Genomic DNA, 22090 nt, shown 5'->3' with positions numbered 1-22090 from the left:
AGTGTTTTGCAAGCATTTTTGACGGTTTCAAACACAACTGAGCCCGACCGAAGTCGGGCTGGAATTGACCCTCAATGAAGCGCTGAGAGATCCAATTCGGTGCAGTCTCGAATCATCAATTGGTGCAGCCGTTGCCCATGATGCTGTAGCGCAGGATGTGACGCTGACCTTTGGAGTCGTCGTATTCCATTTTGGCTGGAACCACTTCGCAGACATTCGGAACTTCGCTCATGGAAACAACTTTGGCGATGTCCAGGTGAGTCGAGTAAGTGTATTCCTCAACAACCGGTTGTTGCTGTGCGACATCAGTCGGGACCTCATCTGCCATGGCGGTTGCGCACAGACTGCTGAGGGCCAGAACCAATAAAGCTTTCATTTCAGATTTACCTTTTTGAGGTCGAGTGGGGTCACGCAACCTTTTTAGGGTTGCGTGTGGAACTTCATCGTTTGCAGTTATTACTTGAGAGCTGGATTAACGGCCTTCGTGGGGGCTGTAACGTTGTTAATCGCGTTTGCCTTGTCGGCGAGGTGAATTTTAGGGAGATGGGGCGGGGGTAAACAGAGCGGGTTTTGATAAACACCTTTGGCGGATTTGGTAACAATCCCTTGAGATGGGGATTGATAACCGGGTGTTTTGTCTGGGGGACCGAGTTGTCTGATTCGCTTGCAGGCAAGCTCCCACAGGGGATTGGGGGGGGGGAGATCTGCGTGCGGGGTATCTGGATGTTTTGTATGGGCTTGTTACTACCATCGTCGAATGGTTCTATGGCCCCCGCCCCGTTACAACAGGGTCATACAAAAACAACTATTACACCGAGGTAGGAAAGATGAGTGCGGCTTCTCTGTATCCCGTTCGTCCCGAGGTTCTGGCTAACACGCTGACTGACGAGGCGACCTACAAAGCCATGTACCAGCAGTCGGTCGTCAACCCTGACGGCTTCTGGCGCGAGCAAGCCAAGCGTCTCGACTGGATCAAGCCTTTCACCACGGTGAAACAGACGTCGTTCGACGATCACCATGTCGACATCAAGTGGTTCGCCGACGGCACCCTGAACGTTTCCTACAACTGCCTCGACCGTCATCTGGCCGAGCGCGGCGATCAAGTCGCGATCATCTGGGAAGGCGACGATCCTTCCGAGAGCCGCAACATCACCTACCGCGAACTGCACGAGCAAGTCTGCAAGCTCGCCAACGCCCTGCGTGGTCAGGACGTGCACCGCGGCGACGTGGTGACCATTTATATGCCGATGATTCCCGAAGCCGTGGTCGCCATGCTGGCCTGCACCCGGATCGGCGCGATTCACTCGGTGGTGTTCGGTGGATTCTCGCCGGAAGCCCTGGCCGGTCGCATCATCGACTGCAAATCGAAAGTGGTGATCACCGCTGACGAAGGTATCCGCGCCGGCAAGAAGATTTCCCTCAAGGCCAACGTCGACGATGCGCTGACCAACCCGGAAACCAGCAGCATCCAGAAAGTCATCGTGTGCAAGCGCACCGGTGGCGACATCAAGTGGAACCAGCATCGCGACATCTGGTACGAAGACCTGATGAAAGTGGCGGGCACCGTCTGCGCGCCGAAAGAGATGGGTGCCGAAGAAGCGCTGTTCATCCTTTATACCTCCGGTTCGACCGGCAAACCGAAGGGCGTGCAGCACACCACTGGCGGTTATCTGCTGTATGCGGCGATGACCCACGAGCGCGTGTTCGACTACCGTCCGGGCGAAGTCTACTGGTGCACCGCCGACGTCGGCTGGGTCACCGGCCACAGCTACATCGTCTACGGCCCGCTGGCCAATGGCGCGACCACACTGCTGTTCGAAGGCGTGCCGAACTACCCGGACATCACCCGGGTGGCGAAGATCGTCGACAAGCACAAGGTCAATATCCTCTACACCGCACCAACCGCGATTCGCGCGATGATGGCTTCGGGTCAGGCCGCCGTTGAAGGTGCGGATGGCAGCAGCCTGCGCCTGCTCGGTTCGGTCGGCGAGCCGATCAACCCGGAAGCCTGGGATTGGTACTACAAGAATGTCGGCAAGTCGCGTTGCCCGATCGTCGATACCTGGTGGCAGACCGAAACGGGCGGCAACATGATGAGCCCGTTGCCGGGTGCCCACGCGCTGAAGCCGGGTTCGGCAGCACGTCCGTTCTTTGGTGTGGTGCCGGCGCTGGTCGACAACCTCGGTAACATCATCGAGGGCGAGGCCGAAGGCAATCTGGTGATTCTCGATTCGTGGCCAGGTCAGGCACGTACGCTGTATGGCGATCACGATCGTTTCGTCGATACCTACTTCAAGACCTTCCGTGGCATGTACTTCACCGGTGACGGCGCGCGTCGTGATGCCGATGGCTACTACTGGATCACCGGACGTGTCGATGACGTGCTCAACGTCTCCGGCCACCGCATGGGCACGGCGGAGATCGAGAGCGCGATGGTTGCGCATCCGAAAGTTGCCGAGGCGGCTGTTGTGGGTGTGCCGCATGACATCAAGGGGCAGGGCATTTATGTCTATGTCACGTTGAAGAATGGCGAAGAGCCGACTGAGCAGCTGCGTCTGGAATTGAAGAACTGGGTGCGCAAGGAGATCGGGCCGATTGCTTCGCCGGACGTGATCCAGTGGGCACCGGGGTTGCCGAAGACGCGTTCGGGCAAGATCATGCGCCGCATTCTGCGCAAGATTGCGACGGCGGAATATGACGGGTTGGGGGATATCTCGACCCTGGCGGATCCGGGTGTGGTGCAGCATTTGATTGATACGCACAAGACGATGAATGTTGCTTAAGCATTCGGTTTGATGCATTGAAAGGCCCCGTCCGGTGTTTGCCGGGCGGGGCTTTTTTGTGTCTGGGGGGATTGTGGTGGCTGGGCGGGCCTCTTCGCGAGCAGGCTCGCTCCTACAGGGGGCGCATTCCACCTGAAGAAATGCGATCAACTGTAGGAGTGAGCCTGCTCGCGATAGCAATCTGTCAGGCGCTGGGGTAGTCCGCTGTCGGAACGCGGACTCACCCAGCCAATAATTATCGATCTCCCCCGTAAGACATTTCCCACTGTTACCCAACACCTTCCTCGTAACCGAATGTGTAACCGCCCGCCCCGCGACGGGGCAAAGGGAAACGCATTGCCCCGTTTTAGAGCCTCGAAACCCCCGGTGAAAAATAAGACACAACGCTGCGCTTGCCGGATTAGAAGGGTTTGCGAATAATAGGCCCGCAATTTGCAGCATAGATCGGTTCACTGTCTTTCGCTCTTGCATGAAATTGCAAGGCTGTCAATGTGCTCAAGTCGCTTTCTCTGTGCATCTGTAATTAGTTGTCGCATTGAAGAAATATCGGCTTCGGGCCTGTCGTTAGAATGCCGATCACTCGCTCATCGTGGCTGACGTTGAAATCTCCGACGGTTTCAATGGGAAATTTCCCACCGATGCAGCAACCGATTTCCCGATTCACCCATTCGCATATTGGGCTGTCGCTCACTCTGCCGTTTTTGCCCTTTACCGATGGAGTCCCAAGATGAAGAAACTTGTGCTGCTTGGCGCCCTGGCACTGTCCGTGCTGTCGATGAACGCCTTCGCTGACGAAAAACCTCTGAAGATCGGTATCGAAGCGGCTTACCCTCCGTTCGCTTCGAAAGCGCCGGACGGCAGCATCGTCGGTTTCGACTACGACATCGGCAACGCTCTGTGCGAGCAGATGCAGGTCAAGTGTGTGTGGGTCGAGCAAGAGTTCGACGGTCTGATCCCGGCACTGAAAGTGCGCAAGATCGACGCGATTCTGTCGTCCATGTCGATCACTGAAGACCGCAAGAAGTCGGTCGACTTCACCAACAAGTACTACAACACTCCGGCACGTCTGGTCATGAAGGCCGGTACTCAGGTCAGCGAAGGTCTGGCTGAGTTGAAGGGCAAGAACATCGGCGTACAGCGTGGTTCGATCCACGAGCGTTTCGCCCGCGAAGTCCTGGCTCCGCTGGGTGCCGAGATCAAGCCGTACGGTTCGCAGAACGAAATCTACCTCGACGTGGCCGCCGGTCGCCTCGACGGCACCGTGGCTGACGCCACCCTGTTGCAAGACGGCTTCCTCAACACCGACGCCGGCAAAGGCTTTGCGTTCGCCGGTCCAGCGTTCACCGACGTCAAATACTTCGGCGACGGCGTAGGCATCGCAGTCCGTAAGGGCGATGCCCTGAAAGACAAGATCAACGCGGCCATCGCGGCCATCCGCGAAAGCGGCAAATACAAAGCAATCCAGGACAAGTACTTCGCCTTCGATATCTACGGCAAGTAACACGTCTCTGCGACAAGTCCGAAATGGCGCAAGCAACAGGATCTCTGCGGTTTGCGCCATTTTTTCATCCCAACTTTCGAGGACCTGAATCATGTTGAAAGGCTACGGGGCTGTCATCCTCGATGGCGCATGGCTGACGCTTCAGCTCGCCTTGTCGTCCATGGCTCTGGCCATCGTTCTCGGGCTGATCGGTGTCGCGTTACGCCTGTCGCCGGTGCGCTGGCTGGCGTGGCTGGGCGATCTGTATTCCACGGTGATCCGCGGGATTCCTGATCTGGTGCTGATCCTGCTGATCTTTTACGGCGGTCAGGACTTGCTCAACCGCGTCGCACCGATGCTCGGCTATGACGATTACATCGACCTGAATCCGCTGGCCGCCGGTATCGGCACCCTCGGTTTCATCTTCGGTGCGTACCTGTCGGAAACCTTCCGCGGCGCGTTCATGGCCATTCCGAAAGGTCAGGCTGAAGCGGGCATGGCGTACGGCATGAGCAGTTTTCAGGTGTTCTTCCGGGTGATGGTGCCGCAGATGATTCGCCTGGCGATTCCGGGCTTCACCAACAACTGGCTGGTACTCACCAAGGCGACCGCGCTGATTTCCGTGGTCGGTCTGCAAGACATGATGTTCAAGGCCAAGCAGGCGGCAGATGCCACCCGCGAGCCTTTCACCTTCTTCCTCGCAGTGGCGGCGATGTACCTGGTGATCACCAGCGTCTCGTTGCTGGCATTGCGTCACCTTGAGAAGCGCTACTCGGTAGGCGTAAGGGCGGCTGATCTATGATCTTCGACTACAACGTCATTTGGGAGGCCATGCCGCTGTACCTCGGCGGCTTGCTGACCACCCTCAAATTGCTCGCGCTGTCGCTGTTTTTCGGTCTGCTCGCGGCTCTGCCGCTGGGGCTGATGCGCGTCTCGAAGAACCCGGTCGTCAACGGCGCCGCGTGGCTTTACACCTACGTGATCCGTGGCACGCCGATGCTGGTGCAACTGTTCCTGATCTACTACGGTTTGGCGCAGTTCGAAGCAGTACGCGAAAGCTTCTTGTGGCCGTGGCTGTCCAGCGCAACGTTCTGTGCGTGCCTGGCCTTCGCGGTCAACACCAGCGCCTACACCGCCGAGATTATTGCCGGCAGCCTCAAGGCCACGCCGAACGGTGAGATCGAAGCGGCCAAGGCCATGGGCATGTCGCGCTTCAAACTGTACAAGCGCATTCTGCTGCCGTCGGCCTTGCGCCGGGCACTGCCGCAGTACAGCAACGAAGTGATCATGATGCTGCAGACCACCAGTCTGGCCTCCATCGTCACCCTGATCGACATCACTGGCGCGGCGCGCACGGTCAACGCGCAGTTCTATCTACCGTTCGAGGCGTACATCACCGCTGGCGTGTTCTACCTGTGCCTGACGTTCATTCTGGTCAAGCTGTTCAAACTGGCCGAGCGTCGCTGGTTGAGCTACCTGGCCCCGCGGAAGCACTGATATGGAACGCATCGACCACGTATTGCCGTGGAGCCACTTGGGCAGCGAGCGCAAGATTTCCGTGTTCCGTTTCGGACGCGGCGAGCGCAAGGCCTACATTCAGGCCAGCCTGCACGCTGATGAATTGCCAGGCATGCGCACCGCTTGGGAGCTGAAAAAGCGCCTCGGCGAACTCGAAGCCAAAGGCTTGCTCAACGGTGTCATCGAACTGGTGCCGGTCGCCAACCCCTTGGGTCTCGGGCAATTGCTGCAAGGCAATCACCAGGGCCGCTTCGAGGCCGGAAGTGGCAAGAACTTCAATCGTGATTTCGTCGAGCTGAGCGCGCCGGTTGCGGCCGCTTTGGCTGACAGCCTCGGTGATGATCCGCACGCCAATGTGCGCCTGATCCGTCAGGCGATGGCCGACCACTTGGCCGCATTGCCGGAAGCGAGCAGCCAGTTGCAAGGCATGCAGCGCGTTTTGCTCAGCCATGCTTGCACCGCTGATGTGGTGCTGGACTTGCACTGCGATGCCGAAGCCGCGCTGCACATGTACGCGTTGCCGCAGCACTGGCCGCAGTGGCGCTCACTGGCCGCGCACCTGAATGTGAAGGTCGGATTGCTCGCGGAAGATTCCGGCGGCAGCTCGTTCGATGAAGCTTGTTCGCTGCCGTGGCTGCGTCTGTCGCGGCAGTTCCCCGATGCGCAGATTCCGCTGGCGTGTCTGGCGACCACGATTGAACTGGGCGGTCAGGCCGACACCGGTCGCGCCGAAGCCTGCGCCTATGCTGAAGGCATTCTCGCCTTCCTCGCTGAGCAGGGTTTGATCACCGGCGAGTGGCCGAACCCGGCACACGAAGCGTGTGAAGGCATGCCGTTCGAAGGCACCGAGTTGCTGTTCGCGCCGCATCCGGGCGTCGTAAGTTTTCTGCGCAAGCCCGGCGAGTGGGTCGAGGCGGGCGACGAGATTTTTGAAGTGATTGATCCTCTGTCCGATCGGGTCAGCACGGTGTGTGCTGGTACCTCCGGGGTGCTGTTTGCCATTGAACGGCTGCGTTATGCCCAACCCGGTTTCTGGCTGGCCAAGGTGGCGGGGCGCGAAGCGCTGCGTCGCGGGCGCTTGCTCAACGACTGACTGACTGTTTTTGTGAGAACCGACCGCATGTACAAACTTGAAGTCCAAGACCTGCATAAACGCTATGGCAGTCACGAAGTGCTCAAGGGCGTGTCCCTGAAAGCGGCAGCCGGCGATGTGATCAGCATCATCGGCTCCAGTGGCTCCGGCAAAAGTACTTTCCTGCGCTGCATCAACCTGCTCGAGCAGCCGCACGCGGGCAAGATTCTGCTCAACAACGAAGAGCTGAAACTGGTGGCGAACAAGGACGGCGCGCTGAAAGCCGCTGATCCGAAACAGCTGCAACGCATGCGTTCGCGCCTGTCGATGGTGTTCCAGCATTTCAACCTGTGGTCGCACATGACTGCTATTGAAAACATCATGGAAGCGCCGGTGCACGTACTGGGCGTACCCAAGTACGAAGCCCGCGAGAAAGCCGAGTACTACCTGAACAAGGTCGGCGTGGCCCATCGTAAAGACGCGTTCCCGGGGCACATGTCCGGTGGCGAGCAGCAGCGTGTGGCGATCGCCCGTGCGCTGGCGATGGAGCCTGAGGTGATGCTGTTCGACGAACCGACTTCAGCCCTCGACCCGGAGCTGGTGGGCGACGTGCTGAAAGTCATGCAAGCACTGGCTCAGGAAGGTCGCACCATGGTCGTGGTTACGCACGAAATGGGCTTTGCCCGTGAAGTGTCGAACCAGTTGGTGTTCCTGCACAAAGGTGTGGTTGAAGAAAGCGGCAACCCGCGCGAAGTGCTGGTGAATCCGCAATCGGAACGTTTGCAGCAATTCCTCTCGGGCAGTTTGAAATAAATCAGGGCTGCCGTTGTGCACCGTGATAGTGCATGCTTCGCAGCCAGAAGGCCGGCCTGCGATCTCTGTGGGAGCGAGCCTGCTCGCGAATGCGGTGTGACATCCAACACGGGTGTCGACTGATCTACCGCTTTCGCGAGCAGGCTCGCTCCCACATTTAGATCTCTGCCTGGATCTCGGTTGGTTTCAAGATTTGTGTTCATTTACGGGCTAGCATTGGCCCATGCCTTCATCACTGTTCTTCGTTTCGGATCGCCCGCCCATGACTGCCCATCGAATTGGTTTCCTGATTTGGCCCAGCACTAAAGCGTTGACGCTGGCGCTGGCGGAGGAAGCCTTGCGTGTTGCTCAGCGTGTGCATCCGGAGGTGGTTTACGAGCTGTCGTTCCTGCAGGCGGAAGCCGTGACCGCAGCGGCGGCCGAAGGCGCCTGGCAATTGCCCGGTGAAGCCTGGACCGGCAAACTCGAAAACTTCCAGAAACTGTTCCTGCTCGCTGACGAACCGCCGACCACATTGGCGCCGGCACTCAGCAGTGCGCTCAAGCAATTGGTACGTGCGGGTACGGTCATCGGCGGTCTGTCGGCCGGTGTCTATCCGTTGGCGCAACTGGGGTTGCTCGACGGTTATCGTGCTGCCGTGCACTGGCGCTGGCAAGACGATTTCGCCGAGCGTTTCCCTAAAGTCATTGCCACCAGTCATCTGTTCGACTGGGATCGCGATCGCCTGACCGCATGCGGCGGCATGTCCGTGCTTGATCTGCTGCTGGCGGTATTGGCTCGCGATCACGGTGCAGAGTTGGCCGGAGCGGTTTCGGAAGAACTGGTCGTTGAACGCATTCGCGAGGGCGGCGAGCGTCAGCGCATCCCGTTGCAAAACCGTCTCGGCTCCAGCCATCCGAAGCTCACCCAAGCGGTGTTGCTGATGGAAGCCAACATCGAAGAACCGCTGACCACCGACGAAATCGCCCAGCATGTGTGCGTGTCCCGTCGCCAGTTGGAGCGGATCTTCAAGCAATACCTCAACCGTGTGCCGAGCCAGTACTACCTGGAGCTGCGCCTGAACAAAGCCCGGCAGATGTTGATGCAGACCAGCAAGTCCATCATCCAGATCGGCCTGTCCTGTGGCTTCTCCTCGGGGCCGCATTTCTCCAGCGCCTATCGCAATTTCTTCGGTGCCACGCCGCGGGAAGATCGCAACCAGCGGCGCAGCAGCAGCCCGTTCGAGTTGTCGTCAGTGCCGCCAGAGCGTGGCTGACGGCGGGTCAGCTATGCCTTGTCGATGGTAATGGTTGCTCCTCGCCATCGGAAAAATCCGAATCCACGAAGTCGTCAAGTTCGCGCCGGACCCCCGTCATCCATCTTTCGTTCATTTGCTCGTTAAACGCCGTGGTGTATCTGTCCAGGCGTTGCTGACTTTCCGGGTGAAGGGGGTTGTCGTCGAAGTTGTATTCGGTCACCGCGTCGCCGGGCTGTAAAGGAAACTCGCCTGGCAACTCGGTAATCGCGTTCCCGGACAAGTCCGCGCTCGTCAATTGAGGCAGCTCGAACAGACCGTCAGGCACCTTGCTCAAGGCGCAATTGCCGAGACGCAGATTGTCCAACTGCGGGAGACGCCTCAGGTCTGGAACAATGTTGAGCGGATTGTTGCTCAGGTCCACGGAACTCAGGTTTTTCCAGCCTGCGAAGGCCTCTGCAGCCGGTTCAGTCAGGGTGATTCCACAGTCGGGCAGATGCAGGCTGCGCAGCCTGTCCATAGCGAAGATCGGGGCGGGAATCTCGCCCAGCGGAAATTTGCGGATGTAGACATCTTTGAGCTTCGGGAAAAGCTCCAGCAGACGATCAACCCGACGCGGGGCGGACGCTTTGGTGGTCAGATTCAACTCTTCAATGTGGTCAAAGCGTGCGGTCAGCGGCGGCAGCTCACCGGTAAACGACAACTCGCAGTAAACCGCTGGATCTGTCAGGAACGTAGGCGTTAGGCGCAGTTGCTTTTCCAGGTTGAGCCTGAAGGTTTGGCGATTAAGTTTTTCCGTGGCTGCAGCGTCGTTCCCAAGTGGCATCTGCGTTACAGGATCGCTGGGAGGCTCATTTGCCCAGGTGTCCAGGCGGTCGAGCAGGCCGGCCAGGTCGGTTTTGCGGCGCATCAGCTCAAGACGTCCATCGGCCAGCGTACCCGGAAGGCTGTAGATAAGATCGTTGGCGTCGAAACCGGACAGCGATGGGTAAAGACTTTGAGCCAGTTCGATGTCGTCCTGTTGAGCGGAGATACCAAAGTTGTCGGCCTTGGCCTGGAAAGCGGCTTTGACTCGTTCTCTGGAAGCCTCTGACAGCGGGTTGCTGCCCAGTTCCATGCCGCGACCCGAATAACGCGTCAGTTCCGCCGGCAGTTCGATGATGTTGTTGTCGCTCAGCAACGCCACTTCCAGATGCGGCAGCTGTTCCAGCCCGACAGGCACACTATCGATCCCGGTGTTGATCAGATCGATGAACGTCAGGTTTTGCAGGGTCGATACATCGGGCGTGGCCTGCAATGTGTTGCTGTACAAGTCCAGCGATTTCAATCGGGTCAGCGTGGACAGGATCGCTTGTCCTTCAGGATCCAGAGTGATCTGGCACTTGCTCAGCATCAACGTTTCGAGCGACGGCAGGCTTTGCAGCGCTTGAGGTATGCGGCCGAGGGCGAAGCCCTGCAGTTCCAGTCCCTGCAATCCGCTGAAGTTTCTGAGAAAACCCCCGGAAACCTTCAGCCCTGGATTGCCCTGAAGATTGAGATGCGTGATGTGAGTGAAATCGGTGCTCAGCTCCGGTAACTCACCGGTAAACGCCGGCTTGGCATCGAAAGTGTTGAACCGTAGTGCCGAATTGTCGTTACGCCGGCCGCGCCAGAGTTGCTCAAGCTGGTCGCGAAATTCTTGTCTGGCGGCGAGTTCTGTGGCTTTTTCCTGCGCAGTCCAAGGCAGTTCAGTCAACGGATTGTTGACCGGCAGACGCTCACGCCACGCGTTGAGATCTCCCATCATTCGGGCGATTTCTGCCTCCCAACTGAGCAGTTGAGTCGTGCCGGCCAGCAATGTCCCGGGCAGGCGATAAATCATGTTGATGGCCGCGTTGTCACCCAGTCGCGGGAACAGTCTTTGCGCCATGGCAATGTCAGCCGATGCCGGTTTGACCCGGAAGTGGCGTCCCTGTGTGGCGTAGTAGCGCTTGATGCGCTCGCGAGCATTCAAGGACAGCGGATTATCGTTCAGATATACGCCGTCGGCCTGATCGGCACTCAAGTTGAAAATCGCGTCCGGCAGCTCGGTGATGTTGTTGTTATTGAGATGGAGAATTTCAAGTGCCGGATGCTCGGCGATACCCTCGGGCACGCTGGTGATATCTGTATGGGCAAGTGAAACGCTCGTCAGGTCTGGCAAGGCGTTCAAATCAGGTGCGATTGTCAGCGGGTTGTGGCTCAGATCGAGCAACTGCAGTTTGGACATGGCACGGAGCAGTTGCTGCCCTTCAGGCGTGAATGTCAGCGCGCAGTCAGTCAGTTTGAGCGCTTTGAGATCCTTGAGGCGCCCGACGAATGAGGGGATGTCATCGAGCGCGAAGGCTTTCAGTTCCAGCGCCTGAAGATTCGGGAACAAGGCAGCAAATGAATCGATGCCTGTGGTCGTTGCATTGCCTGCAAGCTTGAGGCTTGTCACGTGATCGAAATTCACAGTCAGGCGGGGCAGTTCGCCGAAGAACTTCAGGTCTGTCGCAAAAGACGCGGTGCGCGCGCCGGTGTCAATTGACCTTTCACGCCAGAAATCCTCCATGAGCTCCTTGAAGGCGGAACGCGCGTCTTGTTGCACCAGACGCTCGCCTTCGCTAAGCACCTGACCTGTAACCGGGTGCGCTGATGGCGTTTCCAGGCCCCAGCGCGCCAGATCCTCGCGCATTTGTTGCAGCTCCGCTCTCCAGCGCACGAGTTGTTTTCGACCGCCGGCCAGGTCGCCAGGCAAGTCGTAGATCATCTCGCTGGCCTCTTGGGCGTTCAGATCGGGAAACAACTGCCGGGCGAGGGCAACGTCTTGCTCGTCAGCCAGTACGTCAAAGTCGTTTCGATGGCTGCGGAAGTAGTTCTTGATCTGGTCGCGGGAGGCTGCCGATAGCGGGTTGTCGGCAAGGTCAATGCCGTAACTGCGATCGGCGGGAAGGTCGAACAGCGCGTCCGGCAGTTGCGTGATGCGGTTCCCCGCAAGCACCACGGTTCGAAACCCCGGATGGCTGGTCAATCCTTCAGGCACGACGGTCAGCCCGCAGTTGGACAGGTCGAGATCGTCCAGTTGGGGCAGCAGGTTCAGGTCGGGGAACGTCCCCAGCGGATTGTTGCTCAAGTTCAGCGAGTCGAGGCTGTCGAGTGAAAGCAGCACAGCCTGATTTTCCGGGGTCATGACCACGCCACAATTTTTCAGCTCCAGGTCGGTCAGTCGAGGCAGTTTTACTTCGCCAAGCGCAAGCGGCTCCAGTTCGAAGCCGTTCATTTTCAGCTCGGCCAGGTTCGGGAAGCGCTCGACGAAGCGCAGGGCGTTGGTGATATTGGCGTTGCCGGTGAGGTCCAGCCGGGTAACGTGCTCGAAACCGGCGTTGAGCGTCGGCATATCCCCCGTGAACGTTGCCGTTGCCCTGAGTACTTTGAGGCGGTAGTAGCCGGGCGGGCTGCGCCAGAGCTGCTCGATCTGTTGCGCAAAGGATCGCCTGGCGTCCAGTTCGCGGGTTTGTGCTTCAAGGGGCAGACGTTCGCCAGTCTCAGGGTCAAGGACGGCGGCCTGGTTGGTCCATTGATTGAGTTCGAGGTTCAGGGCGCCGAGTTCATCTTCCCAGCGCGACAACTGTGCACCGAATTCGGCCAACGGCCCGGGCAGTCGGTACAACATCTGTGTAGCTTTTTCAGCATCAAGGGCTGGGAACAAGGCGATCGTGCGCTGCAGATCTTCCTGCACAGGCCGGACACCGAAGTACTTTCCGGTGTGCTTGAAGAACACTTTCACCCGTTCGCGAGAGGCCGCACTCAACGGGTTGTCAGCAAAGGTGTAACCGTCGCTGAGGGAGCTGGGCAGGTTGAAAAACCTTTCCGGTATCCGGGTGATGCGGTTGCGATCGAATTGCGCCGAGATCAGGCGTGGATGATCCAGCAAGTCGTCGGGCACCGTGTAAATACCGGTATTCGACAGATTGACGTAACGCAATGCAGGCATCGAGTGCAGGTCCGGCGGCAAGCCCAGCGCGTTGCCTTCCAGATCGAGCAGGGTGAGTTGCGGCATAGAGGCGAACACCGACTCGGTGACCGTTGTCAGGCTGACTCGGCAATCGCGTAATCTCAATTCGCGCAGCGAGCGCATTGAGGTCAGCGCTTGTGGCAGGCTTGGCAGATTGAGGTTGCGCGCATCCAGAATCTGCAACTGACTGAAAGACTGCAAAAAGCGCTCGACCGAGGTGGTCATGGGGCTGCCATCAATGCCGAGCGAAGTGATATGACTGAAATCGCTCGAGAGGACGGGCAAGTCGCCGATGATGGCGTGCTTCAGCAGCACGGCGTGCCCAGCGGCGCCCTGTTGATCGTAGTGCGTGACGTTCTCCCGTCGCCAGCTTTTGAGTAATTCGTCCCTGAGCAACCTGCGGTTCTGGATTTCGGCGCGCCTCTCCAGCGGCGTTAGCGCCGTACCGGTTTCGGGGTGAATGGCGGGCGGATTGTTGGCCCAGACATGCAGTTCGTTCTGCAATTGCAGGTAGTCATTTTGCAAGCGAAGTATCTCTGCGCGCGGGCCAGCGGGACTGCGCAGCATGCTTTCGGCGAGATAACCCACCTCACGGTTCGACATTCGCGGATAGAGCACCCGGATGTCTTCTTCGAGTGTGCGCGGTTGGGTACTGGGGCGCGGCGGACGTGGTGGAGCAGGGGGATAACCATCGGTCCCCAGCAGCCGCAGCGTGTCGACGGCCGACGGTTGGGTCGGCGTATCGCCGATCACCTGACGCAACTCGTTGCGCTCAAGCGTACGTTCGCGAATGGTCGCCTTCAGCGCCTGGCCCTGGCCAATCCGGATGTCGAGGTTCTGGCGCTCGCTGTCGGGTAATGCGTACAACAGGCTGGAATAAAAATCGCTGAACGAATGCAGCTGCTGCCCACGATCGTCGTAAGGTTGATATTGGCCATCGTCGCGGCGAACCAGAACCTTGTGTGCGGCTGCATCTTCACGGCCGATGGTGTCCAGTAGCGGGCCCTCGTAGCGCCTGTCCCGGATCTCGATGCGTACATCGCCGCTCCAGCCCGGCAACAATTTGAGGCTGTGCAGCGCCAGAGAGTCGGAGTCGGAATTGCTCACCGAGTCCAGCTCCAGGCCTTCATAGGCGCGGGTAACGCGCACCTCCTGACTGGCCATCTGCATGAGTGCCTGCTGGCGCGCGGGCAATTGTCCTTCGTTGATCTGCAACAGTTCGCTGCCGGTCGCGGTATCGAGCAGTTCGCGGGTGATGCTGGCCGGCAGTTCGGGAGGGTGGGCCTTGAGTCGTGCCGCCAACGGATCATCGAGGTGCTGAAGGGCCTGATAACGCGTCTCGAACAGCGCGCTCCTGTTGCGTTTGGCGAGATCGGCCACTTGCTTGCGCAGGTTCTGGCTGCGTACCTCGATGGACTGCGTCGGTCCCGCGAAGGGTTCGTTCAACAAGGCTTTGATCTGCGTCTCGTCGAGGCTATAGAGCAGGGTTTTAAGCACGTCGTCGCCGACCAGCCTGTTTTGGCGCAGTTCGGTCACGGGCAGGCTTGTGTCCGCAGACGATTGCCACAGCTGCTGCCCTTGTCGATCGAGCAGACGCAGGCACTTATCGCTTGGCCAACGCCCGTATTCGCTGAGCACCTGCAGTTGTGTGACCGGGTCGGCGCGCAAAAACTCTTCGGCGACATGGCTGTCGAGCTGATCGATGAAGCGTTGCAACTGCTGATCAATCTTGAAGCGCTGGATACTGTCGGCAAGCAAAGGCGGGACTTTTTCCTGATTGACATGCATTTTGCGCAAAGCGTCTTCGCTGGTTCCGCTGATTCGCAAGACGGTTTCGCGCTCGTTCGGTGACAGGCTCTCGACGGAAGAACCGATGCGGCGCAGAACCGTCTCGCCATCCCATTCCAGCGGTTGCTCGAGTTCAGTGTGCCAGGCGCCTTCGCCATTGTGGCGCACCACCGGTTGGTAAGCGTCAGGGCGGCTCGGGTGTTCGATGCGGTACTGCCCCGGCACCTGGCTTTCTTTTACTGCAAAGTGGGCATCCTCCAAGGGCAGCAGGCGCTTGCCCTGATGCGTGTGCAAACCCAGCGCATCGGGTTGCGAAGCTGCCGTTGGAACCTGCGGGTGCTTGTAGCGTTCGAGATCCGGCTCCCAATAGCGGGTCTTGCCACTGGCCAGTTTTACCGGTTTGAAGCGGTCGATGAACGCCACGACTTCCTTGGGCAAAATCTTGCGGAACTCGGCCGCGCCAATCTTGCCGCCCACGGCGAACAGGCCCAACTGGATCATCGATTCCACGGTGCCCATCAAGTGCTCCAAGGCTTCAGTCGTTCGCCCCTGCGCCCACTCGATGACGCCTTCGAACGCTTCATCGAGCATTTGATAGGCCATGTACGCCATCATGGCTTCACCCAGCACCGGCACGAACGGCGCAACGATCAGCGCGGCGGTCTGCACGATGGTGGAAATGATGTTGCTCACCGAGTCCCAGAAGGCCCAGCGCGCTTTCTGGTCGACCACGGCGGTGGGGACGGCGATCACCCGGGCGTCATTGAAGATCTTGTTCAGTTTCGCGTGATGGATGTGTTGCCAGAGATTGTCATGGAACGCGGTCAGCGTGGTTTGCAGATCCGGGCGCTCGACAGCGGTGTCGCGCCATGCGGGCAGCGAGCTGCCGGACTCGGGCGGGTGCCACATGATCTGGCTCAAGCGGCTATTGAGGGTGCTGAAGAAAACACCTCGATGTTCGTGGTTCACGAATCGGCTGAAAAACTGCTGGTAGTCTTTCGAGCGCAACTGGCGGGTCAGTTCGGCGACCAGGTCGTAGGTCGAGGCGTATTCCTTGAAGGGGTGCTCGGGATCATCGGGGACATAAGCCACCACCCGTGCCGGGTCTCGCGAGGCGTACAGGTCGGGGGCAAACACGACGATACCGGTCAGCGGTGCGCACAGCATCCCCATGTCATGGCACAACACCGCTGCCCCGCTGATGTACAGGCCCTTCATGCCGTCGAGCACGGCATCGATCAAGCGAAAATAGCTTTCCGACACATCGCGGTTCATCCGCGCCCACTGCAGGGCGGCTTTCATCGCGGCTTTCTGGCTGTCATCGATTTTGTTGCGCAGTACGGTGGCCACCATTGGATCGGTATAGCCGAGGTTGTCTTCGAGATGGGCCTTGTATCGCGCGCCGATGTCCAGCCTTCGGCACAACCGGGTGAAAGCGGCGATGCTCATTTTTGCCTTGATCGCCGGCAGGGGACTGAACTGGCCGCTGACGGTGGGACGAGTGACGAAGGTCGAGTCAGCTTCGAAGGCGTCGTTATGGGTTTCCGATTCCTCGAAGTTGTGCAGCGCGGCCTCCAGTAACGACACGGTCCAGGCGCGCGTACCGGTGCGGATCGGAAACCACGGAGTGGTTGCGGGGATGTACAGGCGCACGAAGGTGTTGCGCACATCCAGGTCCAGACCGAAACGGTTTTTCAGTTCTTGCTGGAGCAAGGGCTCGGCAAAGGTGCTGGCGTCCTGCAAGTGTTCCAGGCTTTGATCGACCTTGCTCTGCGCGGCCCATTGCGTGGCGTTGAGGCTGTTCATCTGCTGGTGTTGCTCGGCAGGTGCCGACTGGAGAGTGAGGGACAGGCGCGGCAGGCTGTTCGTGAGTGCCAGGCGGCGAGTCGGTGTCGCGGCGCCGAGCCAATCGGGCAAGGCATTTTTCAGTGGCAGGTAATGATCGTCTGGATGCTGCGCGTTGTTCGCGGCGGTCGAGGCTGTCGGAGGGTGTCGCTGAGTCAGGTGCATGGGCCATTCCTTGGCGTTGAAAAGAACGCGCAGCAAATCAGCAATCGGCCACCCTTGTGCGGTACATATTTATATCTTTGTCGCAGGGTTGAGTTGGTATTCTCTGCAGCCTGCCGCAAATCGACGGTGCCAGTTAAACTGCGCCTTTGCGACGCTATATGTCGCATTGCCGTAAACCCGGGAAAATCCGGGGTTTGCGCTATAAGAAGTTGTCGCTTGGCGACAAGGCCGGGCTGAAAACTGTCCTTACAATCCTCACCAAGCTCGCCAGTTTCAGGCGAGTGTTCCTCTTCAGGAGACTCCGATGTCCGTTGAGCACGCTGCGGTACAACGCGCCGATTTCGACCAGGTAATGGTTCCCAACTACGCGCCTGCCGCTTTCATTCCGGTGCGTGGCGCCGGTTCCCGCGTCTGGGATCAGGCCGGCCGCGAGCTGATCGACTTCGCCGGCGGGATTGCCGTTAACGTATTGGGCCATGCGCACCCGGCGCTGGTCGGTGCACTGACCGAACAGGCGAACAAGCTGTGGCACGTGTCCAACGTGTTCACCAACGAACCAGCCCTGCGCCTGGCGCACAAGCTGATCGATGCCACGTTCGCCGAGCGCGTGTTCTTCTGCAACTCGGGCGCTGAAGCCAACGAGGCCGCGTTCAAGCTGGCCCGTCGCGTTGCGTTCGACCGTTTCGGCACTGAGAAGTACGAAATCATTGCGGCGCTGAACAGCTTCCACGGTCGTACCCTGTTCACCGTCAACGTCGGTGGCCAGTCGAAGTACTCCGACGGTTTCGGCCCGAAAATCACCGGCATCACCCACGTGCCTTACAACGACCTGGCCGCGCTGAAAGCTGCGGTTTCCGACAAGACCTGCGCGGTCGTGCTGGAACCGATCCAGGGCGAGGGCGGCGTACTGCCGGCCGAACTGGCTTACCTGCAAGGTGCCCGCGAACTGTGCGACGCGAACAACGCGCTGCTGGTGTTCGACGAAGTGCAGACCGGCATGGGCCGCAGCGGCAAGCTGTTCGCTTACCAGCATTACGGCGTGACCCCGGACATCCTGACCAGCGCCAAGAGCCTGGGCGGCGGTTTCCCGATCGCCGCGATGCTGACCACCGAAGCGCTGGCCAAACATCTGGTCGTCGGCACCCACGGCACCACCTACGGCGGCAACCCGCTGGCGTGTGCGGTCGCTGAAGCGGTAATCGACGTGATCAACACCCCTGAAGTGCTGAACGGCGTGAACGCCAAGCACGACAAGTTCAAGGCGCGCCTTGAGCAGATCGGCGAGAAATACGGCCTGTTCACTCAGGTGCGTGGTCTCGGTCTGCTGATCGGTTGCGTGCTGAGCGATGCCTGGAAAGGCAAGGCCAAAGACATCTTCAACGCCGCTGAAAAAGAAGGCCTGATGATTCTGCAAGCCGGCCCGGACGTGATCCGTTTCGCCCCGAGCCTGGTGGTGGAAGACGCCGATATCGATGCTGGCCTGGACCGCTTCGAACGCGCTGCTGCTGCACTGACGCAAGCCTGATAGACCCTTCGGCGCCTGGAGTTTTTCAGGCGTCGATCAAAATTTTATGCCGGACCAGATCAACTGTAGGAGTGAGCCTGCTCGCGATTGCGGTATGTCAGTCAACTCATTGGTTTCTGACAGACCGCAATCGCGAGCAGGCTCACTCCTACATTGATCTCCATGTAGGCCCGGTTATTTTTTTCTGTGAATTTATAAGAGAAAGGAGTGACACCATGCTGGTGATGCGCCCCGCGCAAATGGCTGATCTGGGCGAGGTACAGCGTCTGGCTGCGGACAGCCCGATTGGTGTCACCTCCTTGCCGGATGACGTGGAACGTCTGAGCGACAAGATCGCCGCGAGCGAAGCCTCGTTTGCTGCCGAAGTAAGCTTCAACGGTGAGGAAAGCTATTTCTTCGTCCTCGAAGACACCGCCACCGGCAAGCTGGTCGGCTGCTCGGCGATTGTTGCTTCGGCGGGTTACTCGGAGCCGTTCTACAGCTTCCGCAACGAGACGTTCGTGCATGCCTCCCGTGAGCTGAAGATCCATAACAAGATCCACGTGCTTTCGCAGTGCCACGACCTGACTGGCAACAGCTTGCTGACCAGTTTCTACGTGCAGCGCGAGCTGGTCGGTTCGCCGTGGTCCGAGCTCAACTCCCGTGGCCGTCTGCTGTTCGTCGCCAGCCACCCTGAGCGTTTCGCCGATTCGGTGGTGACCGAGATCGTCGGTTACAGCGATGAGAACGGCGACTCGCCATTCTGGGATGCCATCGGTCGCAACTTCTTCGACCTCAATTACGCCGAAGCCGAACGCCTCTGCGGGCTGAAAAGCCGTACGTTCCTTGCCGAGCTGATGCCGCATTACCCGATCTACGTACCGCTGCTGCCGGATTCCGCCCAAGAGGCGATGGGCCAGGTGCACCCGCGTGCGCAGATCACCTTCGACATCCTGATGCGCGAAGGCTTCGAGACCGATCACTACATCGACATTTTCGACGGTGGCCCGACCCTGCATGCACGTGTGTCGGGGATCCGTTCGATCGCTCAGAGCCGCGTGGTGCCGGTGAAGATCGGCGAGCCGGTGAAAGGCGCCGGGCGTCAGTATCTGGTGGCTAACGCGCAGTTGCAGGATTACCGCGCGGTGTTGCTGGAGCTGGATTACGCACCGGGCAAACCGGTGACTCTGGATCTGGAAGCGGCCGAAGCCCTGGGCGTCGGTGAAGGTGCCAGCGTGCGCCTGGTGGCGGTTTAACGCCTTAGCGAGTTTCACGGGTGGCGAAGGCGGCCCGTTTGAGGAGATAGCATGATTGTTCGCCCCGTACGCAGCAGCGATTTATCCGCTCTGATCGACCTGGCCCGCAGCACCGGCACCGGCCTGACCACGTTGCCGGCCAACGAAGAACGTCTGGCCCACCGGGTCGGCTGGGCCGAGAAGACCTTTCGCGGCGAAGCTGGCCGTGGCGACGCGGACTACCTGTTCGTGCTCGAAGACGACGATGGCCGCGTGGTAGGGATTTCCGCCATTGCTGGCGCCGTTGGTCTGCGTGAGCCGTGGTACAACTTCCGTGTCGGTCTGACCGTCAGCGCTTCGCAAGAGCTGAACATCTATCGCGAGATCCCGACGCTGTTTCTCGCCAACGATCTGACCGGCAATTCCGAGCTGTGCTCGCTGTTCCTGCATGCCGATTACCGCAACGGTCTGAACGGTCGCATGTTGTCCAAAGCGCGCATGCTGTTCATCGCGGAATTCCCTGAATTGTTCGGCAACAAGATCATCGCCGAAATGCGCGGTGTGTCCGATGACGCCGGCCGTTCGCCGTTCTGGGAAAGTCTCGGTCGTCACTTCTTCAAGATGGAATTCAGCCAGGCCGATTACCTGACCGGTGTCGGCAACAAGGCGTTCATTGCTGAGCTGATGCCGAAATTCCCGCTGTACACCTGCTTCCTCTCCGAAGGCGCACGTAACGTCATCGGTCAGGTGCACCCGGACACCGAGCCCGCCTTGGCGATGCTCAAGAGCGAAGGTTTCAGCTACCAGGGTTACGTCGACATCTTCGACGCAGGTCCGGCCATCGAATGCGAAACCGGCAAGATCCGCGCAGTGCGTGACAGTGAAGCGCTGGTGCTCGCCGTTGGCACGCCGGGCGAAGACGCGACGCCGTTCATCATCCATAACCGCAAGCGCGAAGATTGCCGCATCACTGCTGCGCCGGCGCGTCTGGCTGCCGGCACTCTGGTGGTCGATCCGCAGACCGCCAAACGTCTTCAACTCAACGCTGGCGATCAAGTGCGCGCCGTGGCGTTGTCCGCTGCACGGGAGTCGAAATAATGAATTCGCTATACATCGCAGGTGAGTGGCTGGCCGGCCAGGGCGAAGCCTTTCAATCGCTGAACCCGGTGACCCAGCAAGTGCTGTGGTCGGGGGAGGGTGCCACGGCTGCGCAGGTTGAGTCGGCTGTGCAAGCTGCGCGTCAGGCGTTTCCAGGCTGGGCACGTCGTACGCTGGAAGAGCGCATCACTGTGCTTGAGGCTTTTGCCGCGTCGTTGAAAAACCACGCTGACGAACTGGCTCGCACCATTGGTGAAGAGACCGGCAAACCACTGTGGGAATCGGCGACCGAAGTGACCAGCATGGTCAACAAAATTGCCATCTCGGTGCAGAGCTACCGTGAACGTACCGGCGAGAAGAGCGGCCCGTTGGGCGACGCCACCGCCGTATTGCGCCACAAACCACACGGCGTGGTCGCGGTGTTCGGTCCTTACAATTTCCCTGGGCACTTGCCGAACGGCCATATCGTTCCGGCGCTGCTGGCCGGCAACAGCGTATTGTTCAAGCCCAGCGAACTGACCCCGAAAGTCGCCGAGCTGACGGTCAAGTGCTGGATCGAGGCCGGTCTGCCGGCGGGCGTTTTGAACCTGTTGCAAGGTGCGCGCGAAACCGGCATTGCGCTGGCGGCGAACCCGGGCATCGACGGCCTGTTCTTCACCGGTTCGAGCCGCACAGGCAATCATCTGCACCAGCAGTTTGCCGGGCGTCCGGACAAGATTCTGGCGCTGGAAATGGGTGGCAATAACCCGCTGGTGGTGGATCAGGTCGCGGATCTGGATGCGGCGGTTTACACGATCATTCAGTCGGCGTTCATCTCTGCCGGTCAGCGTTGCACCTGTGCACGCCGTCTGCTGGTGCCGCAAGGCGCGTGGGGCGACAGTCTGCTCAAGCGTCTGGTGGAAGTCAGTGCGAGCATTGAGGTCGGTGCATTCGATCAGCAACCAGCGCCATTCATGGGCTCGGTGATTTCCCTCGGCGCGGCGAAAGCGCTGATGGATGCTCAAGAACATCTGTTGGCCAACGGCGCCGTGTCGCTGCTGGAAATGACTCAGCCGCAGGCCCAGGCCGCGCTGCTGACCCCGGGCATCCTCGATGTCACCGCAGTTGCCGATCGCCCGGACGAAGAGCTGTTCGGCCCGTTGCTGCAAGTAATCCGCTACACCGATTTCGAAGCGGCGATCGCTGAAGCCAACGACACTGCTTACGGCCTGGCCGCAGGTCTGTTGTCGGATTCTGAAGCGCGTTATCAGCAGTTCTGGCTGGAAAGCCGCGCCGGTATCGTCAACTGGAACAAGCAGCTGACCGGCGCTGCGAGCAGCGCGCCGTTTGGTGGTGTCGGCGCTTCGGGCAACCACCGCGCCAGCGCCTATTACGCGGCGGATTACTGCGCGTACCCGGTGGCCTCGCTGGAAACCCCAAGCCTGGTGTTGCCTGCTGCCCTGACGCCTGGCGTGAAAATGGCGTGATGCCCATTCGCGAGCAGGCTCGCTCCCACAGATTCAGTGGTGTTCACACATTTTGTGTTCAACATAAATCCTGT

13 protein-coding genes are annotated in these 22090 nt (G+C 59.5%); 11 read left to right on the top strand and 2 right to left on the bottom strand.

Going from position 1 to position 22090, the window contains the following annotated elements; genetic code table 11:
- Nucleotides 1-115 precede the first annotated feature (115 nt).
- Nucleotides 116-376 carry a DUF2790 domain-containing protein gene (locus HU754_RS22680; RefSeq protein ID WP_093430405.1) on the bottom strand — a complete coding sequence of 87 codons (261 nt, stop codon included), beginning with the start codon at nucleotides 374-376 and terminating at the stop codon, nucleotides 116-118.
- 451 nt (nucleotides 377-827) lie between these two features.
- Here HU754_RS22680 and acs point away from each other — a divergent pair, with 451 nt between their 5' ends.
- From acs to argR, 7 genes are all read left to right on the top strand, one after another.
- Nucleotides 828-2783, top strand: coding sequence for an acetate--CoA ligase (gene acs / locus HU754_RS22675; protein WP_007912698.1), 1956 nt, complete (start codon nucleotides 828-830; stop codon nucleotides 2781-2783).
- Between the two features lie 727 nt (nucleotides 2784-3510).
- Nucleotides 3511-4284, top strand: a complete 774-nt coding sequence (locus tag HU754_RS22670; protein ID WP_186625035.1) for an ABC transporter substrate-binding protein — start codon at nucleotides 3511-3513, stop codon at nucleotides 4282-4284.
- 91 nt (nucleotides 4285-4375) lie between these two features.
- The gene (locus tag HU754_RS22665; protein WP_016773583.1) at nucleotides 4376-5065 is read left to right on the top strand and encodes an ABC transporter permease; all 690 of its coding nucleotides are present in this window, start codon (nucleotides 4376-4378) and stop codon (nucleotides 5063-5065) included.
- Nucleotides 5062-5760 (top strand): ABC transporter permease, encoded by a 699-nt coding sequence (locus HU754_RS22660; protein ID WP_007912703.1) that lies wholly within the window; start codon nucleotides 5062-5064, stop codon nucleotides 5758-5760. The genes HU754_RS22665 and HU754_RS22660 overlap by 4 nt, the downstream gene beginning before the upstream one ends.
- A gap of 1 nt (nucleotide 5761) precedes the next feature.
- Nucleotides 5762-6874: a M14 family metallopeptidase gene (locus HU754_RS22655; protein WP_186625033.1), complete on the top strand. Its 1113-nt coding sequence runs from the start codon at nucleotides 5762-5764 to the stop codon at nucleotides 6872-6874.
- A gap of 27 nt (nucleotides 6875-6901) precedes the next feature.
- Nucleotides 6902-7666: an ABC transporter ATP-binding protein gene (locus tag HU754_RS22650; protein ID WP_007912705.1), complete on the top strand. Its 765-nt coding sequence runs from the start codon at nucleotides 6902-6904 to the stop codon at nucleotides 7664-7666.
- A 262-nt stretch (nucleotides 7667-7928) separates the two neighbouring features.
- Entirely contained in the window at nucleotides 7929-8921 is a 993-nt protein-coding gene (gene argR / locus HU754_RS22645; protein ID WP_176471324.1) for a transcriptional regulator ArgR, read from the top strand.
- A 7-nt stretch (nucleotides 8922-8928) separates the two neighbouring features.
- On the opposite strand, the gene HU754_RS22640 is transcribed toward argR, so the two are convergent.
- A complete protein-coding gene (locus HU754_RS22640; RefSeq protein ID WP_186625031.1) occupies nucleotides 8929-16713 on the bottom strand; it encodes a dermonecrotic toxin domain-containing protein in 7785 nt (2594 codons plus the stop codon).
- A 304-nt stretch (nucleotides 16714-17017) separates the two neighbouring features.
- On the opposite strand from HU754_RS22640, the gene HU754_RS22635 reads away from it, so the two are divergent.
- The 4 genes from HU754_RS22635 to astD all read left to right on the top strand — a co-directional run bounded on the left by HU754_RS22635 (nucleotide 17018) and on the right by astD (nucleotide 22016).
- Nucleotides 17018-18238 carry an aspartate aminotransferase family protein gene (locus HU754_RS22635; protein ID WP_008077923.1) on the top strand — a complete coding sequence of 407 codons (1221 nt, stop codon included), beginning with the start codon at nucleotides 17018-17020 and terminating at the stop codon, nucleotides 18236-18238.
- A gap of 215 nt (nucleotides 18239-18453) precedes the next feature.
- Entirely contained in the window at nucleotides 18454-19473 is a 1020-nt protein-coding gene (aruF, locus tag HU754_RS22630; protein WP_007951057.1) for an arginine/ornithine succinyltransferase subunit alpha, read from the top strand.
- Nucleotides 19474-19524: 51 nt separating this feature from the next.
- On the top strand, nucleotides 19525-20550 hold the full coding sequence (astA, locus tag HU754_RS22625) for an arginine N-succinyltransferase (RefSeq protein WP_093430400.1): 1026 nt from the start codon (nucleotides 19525-19527) through the stop codon (nucleotides 20548-20550).
- Complete coding sequence (astD, locus tag HU754_RS22620; protein WP_186625086.1) at nucleotides 20547-22016, top strand: succinylglutamate-semialdehyde dehydrogenase; 1470 nt, start codon at nucleotides 20547-20549, stop codon at nucleotides 22014-22016. Before astA ends, astD begins: the two co-directional genes overlap by 4 nt.
- The last annotated feature ends 74 nt before the right edge of the window (nucleotides 22017-22090 follow it).

The organism is Pseudomonas zeae, assembly GCF_014268485.2.
GTDB lineage: Bacteria > Pseudomonadota > Gammaproteobacteria > Pseudomonadales > Pseudomonadaceae > Aquipseudomonas > Aquipseudomonas neuropathica.
Note: the sequence above shows the minus strand (reverse complement) of the source record. Positions and strands in the feature narration are given on the sequence as shown.

Excerpts from the sequence above, each read along its gene's own strand:
- HU754_RS22680 (WP_093430405.1), bottom strand. The coding sequence starts at position 376 with ATGAAAGCTTTATTGGTTCTGGCCCTCAGCAGTCTGTGCGCAACCGCC.
- acs (WP_007912698.1), top strand. The coding sequence starts at position 828 with ATGAGTGCGGCTTCTCTGTATCCCGTTCGTCCCGAGGTTCTGGCTAAC.
- HU754_RS22670 (WP_186625035.1), top strand. The coding sequence starts at position 3,511 with ATGAAGAAACTTGTGCTGCTTGGCGCCCTGGCACTGTCCGTGCTGTCG.
- HU754_RS22665 (WP_016773583.1), top strand. The coding sequence starts at position 4,376 with ATGTTGAAAGGCTACGGGGCTGTCATCCTCGATGGCGCATGGCTGACG.
- HU754_RS22660 (WP_007912703.1), top strand. The coding sequence starts at position 5,062 with ATGATCTTCGACTACAACGTCATTTGGGAGGCCATGCCGCTGTACCTC.
- HU754_RS22655 (WP_186625033.1), top strand. The coding sequence starts at position 5,762 with ATGGAACGCATCGACCACGTATTGCCGTGGAGCCACTTGGGCAGCGAG.
- HU754_RS22650 (WP_007912705.1), top strand. The coding sequence starts at position 6,902 with ATGTACAAACTTGAAGTCCAAGACCTGCATAAACGCTATGGCAGTCAC.
- argR (WP_176471324.1), top strand. The coding sequence starts at position 7,929 with ATGACTGCCCATCGAATTGGTTTCCTGATTTGGCCCAGCACTAAAGCG.
- HU754_RS22640 (WP_186625031.1), bottom strand. The coding sequence starts at position 16,713 with ATGCACCTGACTCAGCGACACCCTCCGACAGCCTCGACCGCCGCGAAC.
- HU754_RS22635 (WP_008077923.1), top strand. The coding sequence starts at position 17,018 with ATGTCCGTTGAGCACGCTGCGGTACAACGCGCCGATTTCGACCAGGTA.
- aruF (WP_007951057.1), top strand. The coding sequence starts at position 18,454 with ATGCTGGTGATGCGCCCCGCGCAAATGGCTGATCTGGGCGAGGTACAG.
- astA (WP_093430400.1), top strand. The coding sequence starts at position 19,525 with ATGATTGTTCGCCCCGTACGCAGCAGCGATTTATCCGCTCTGATCGAC.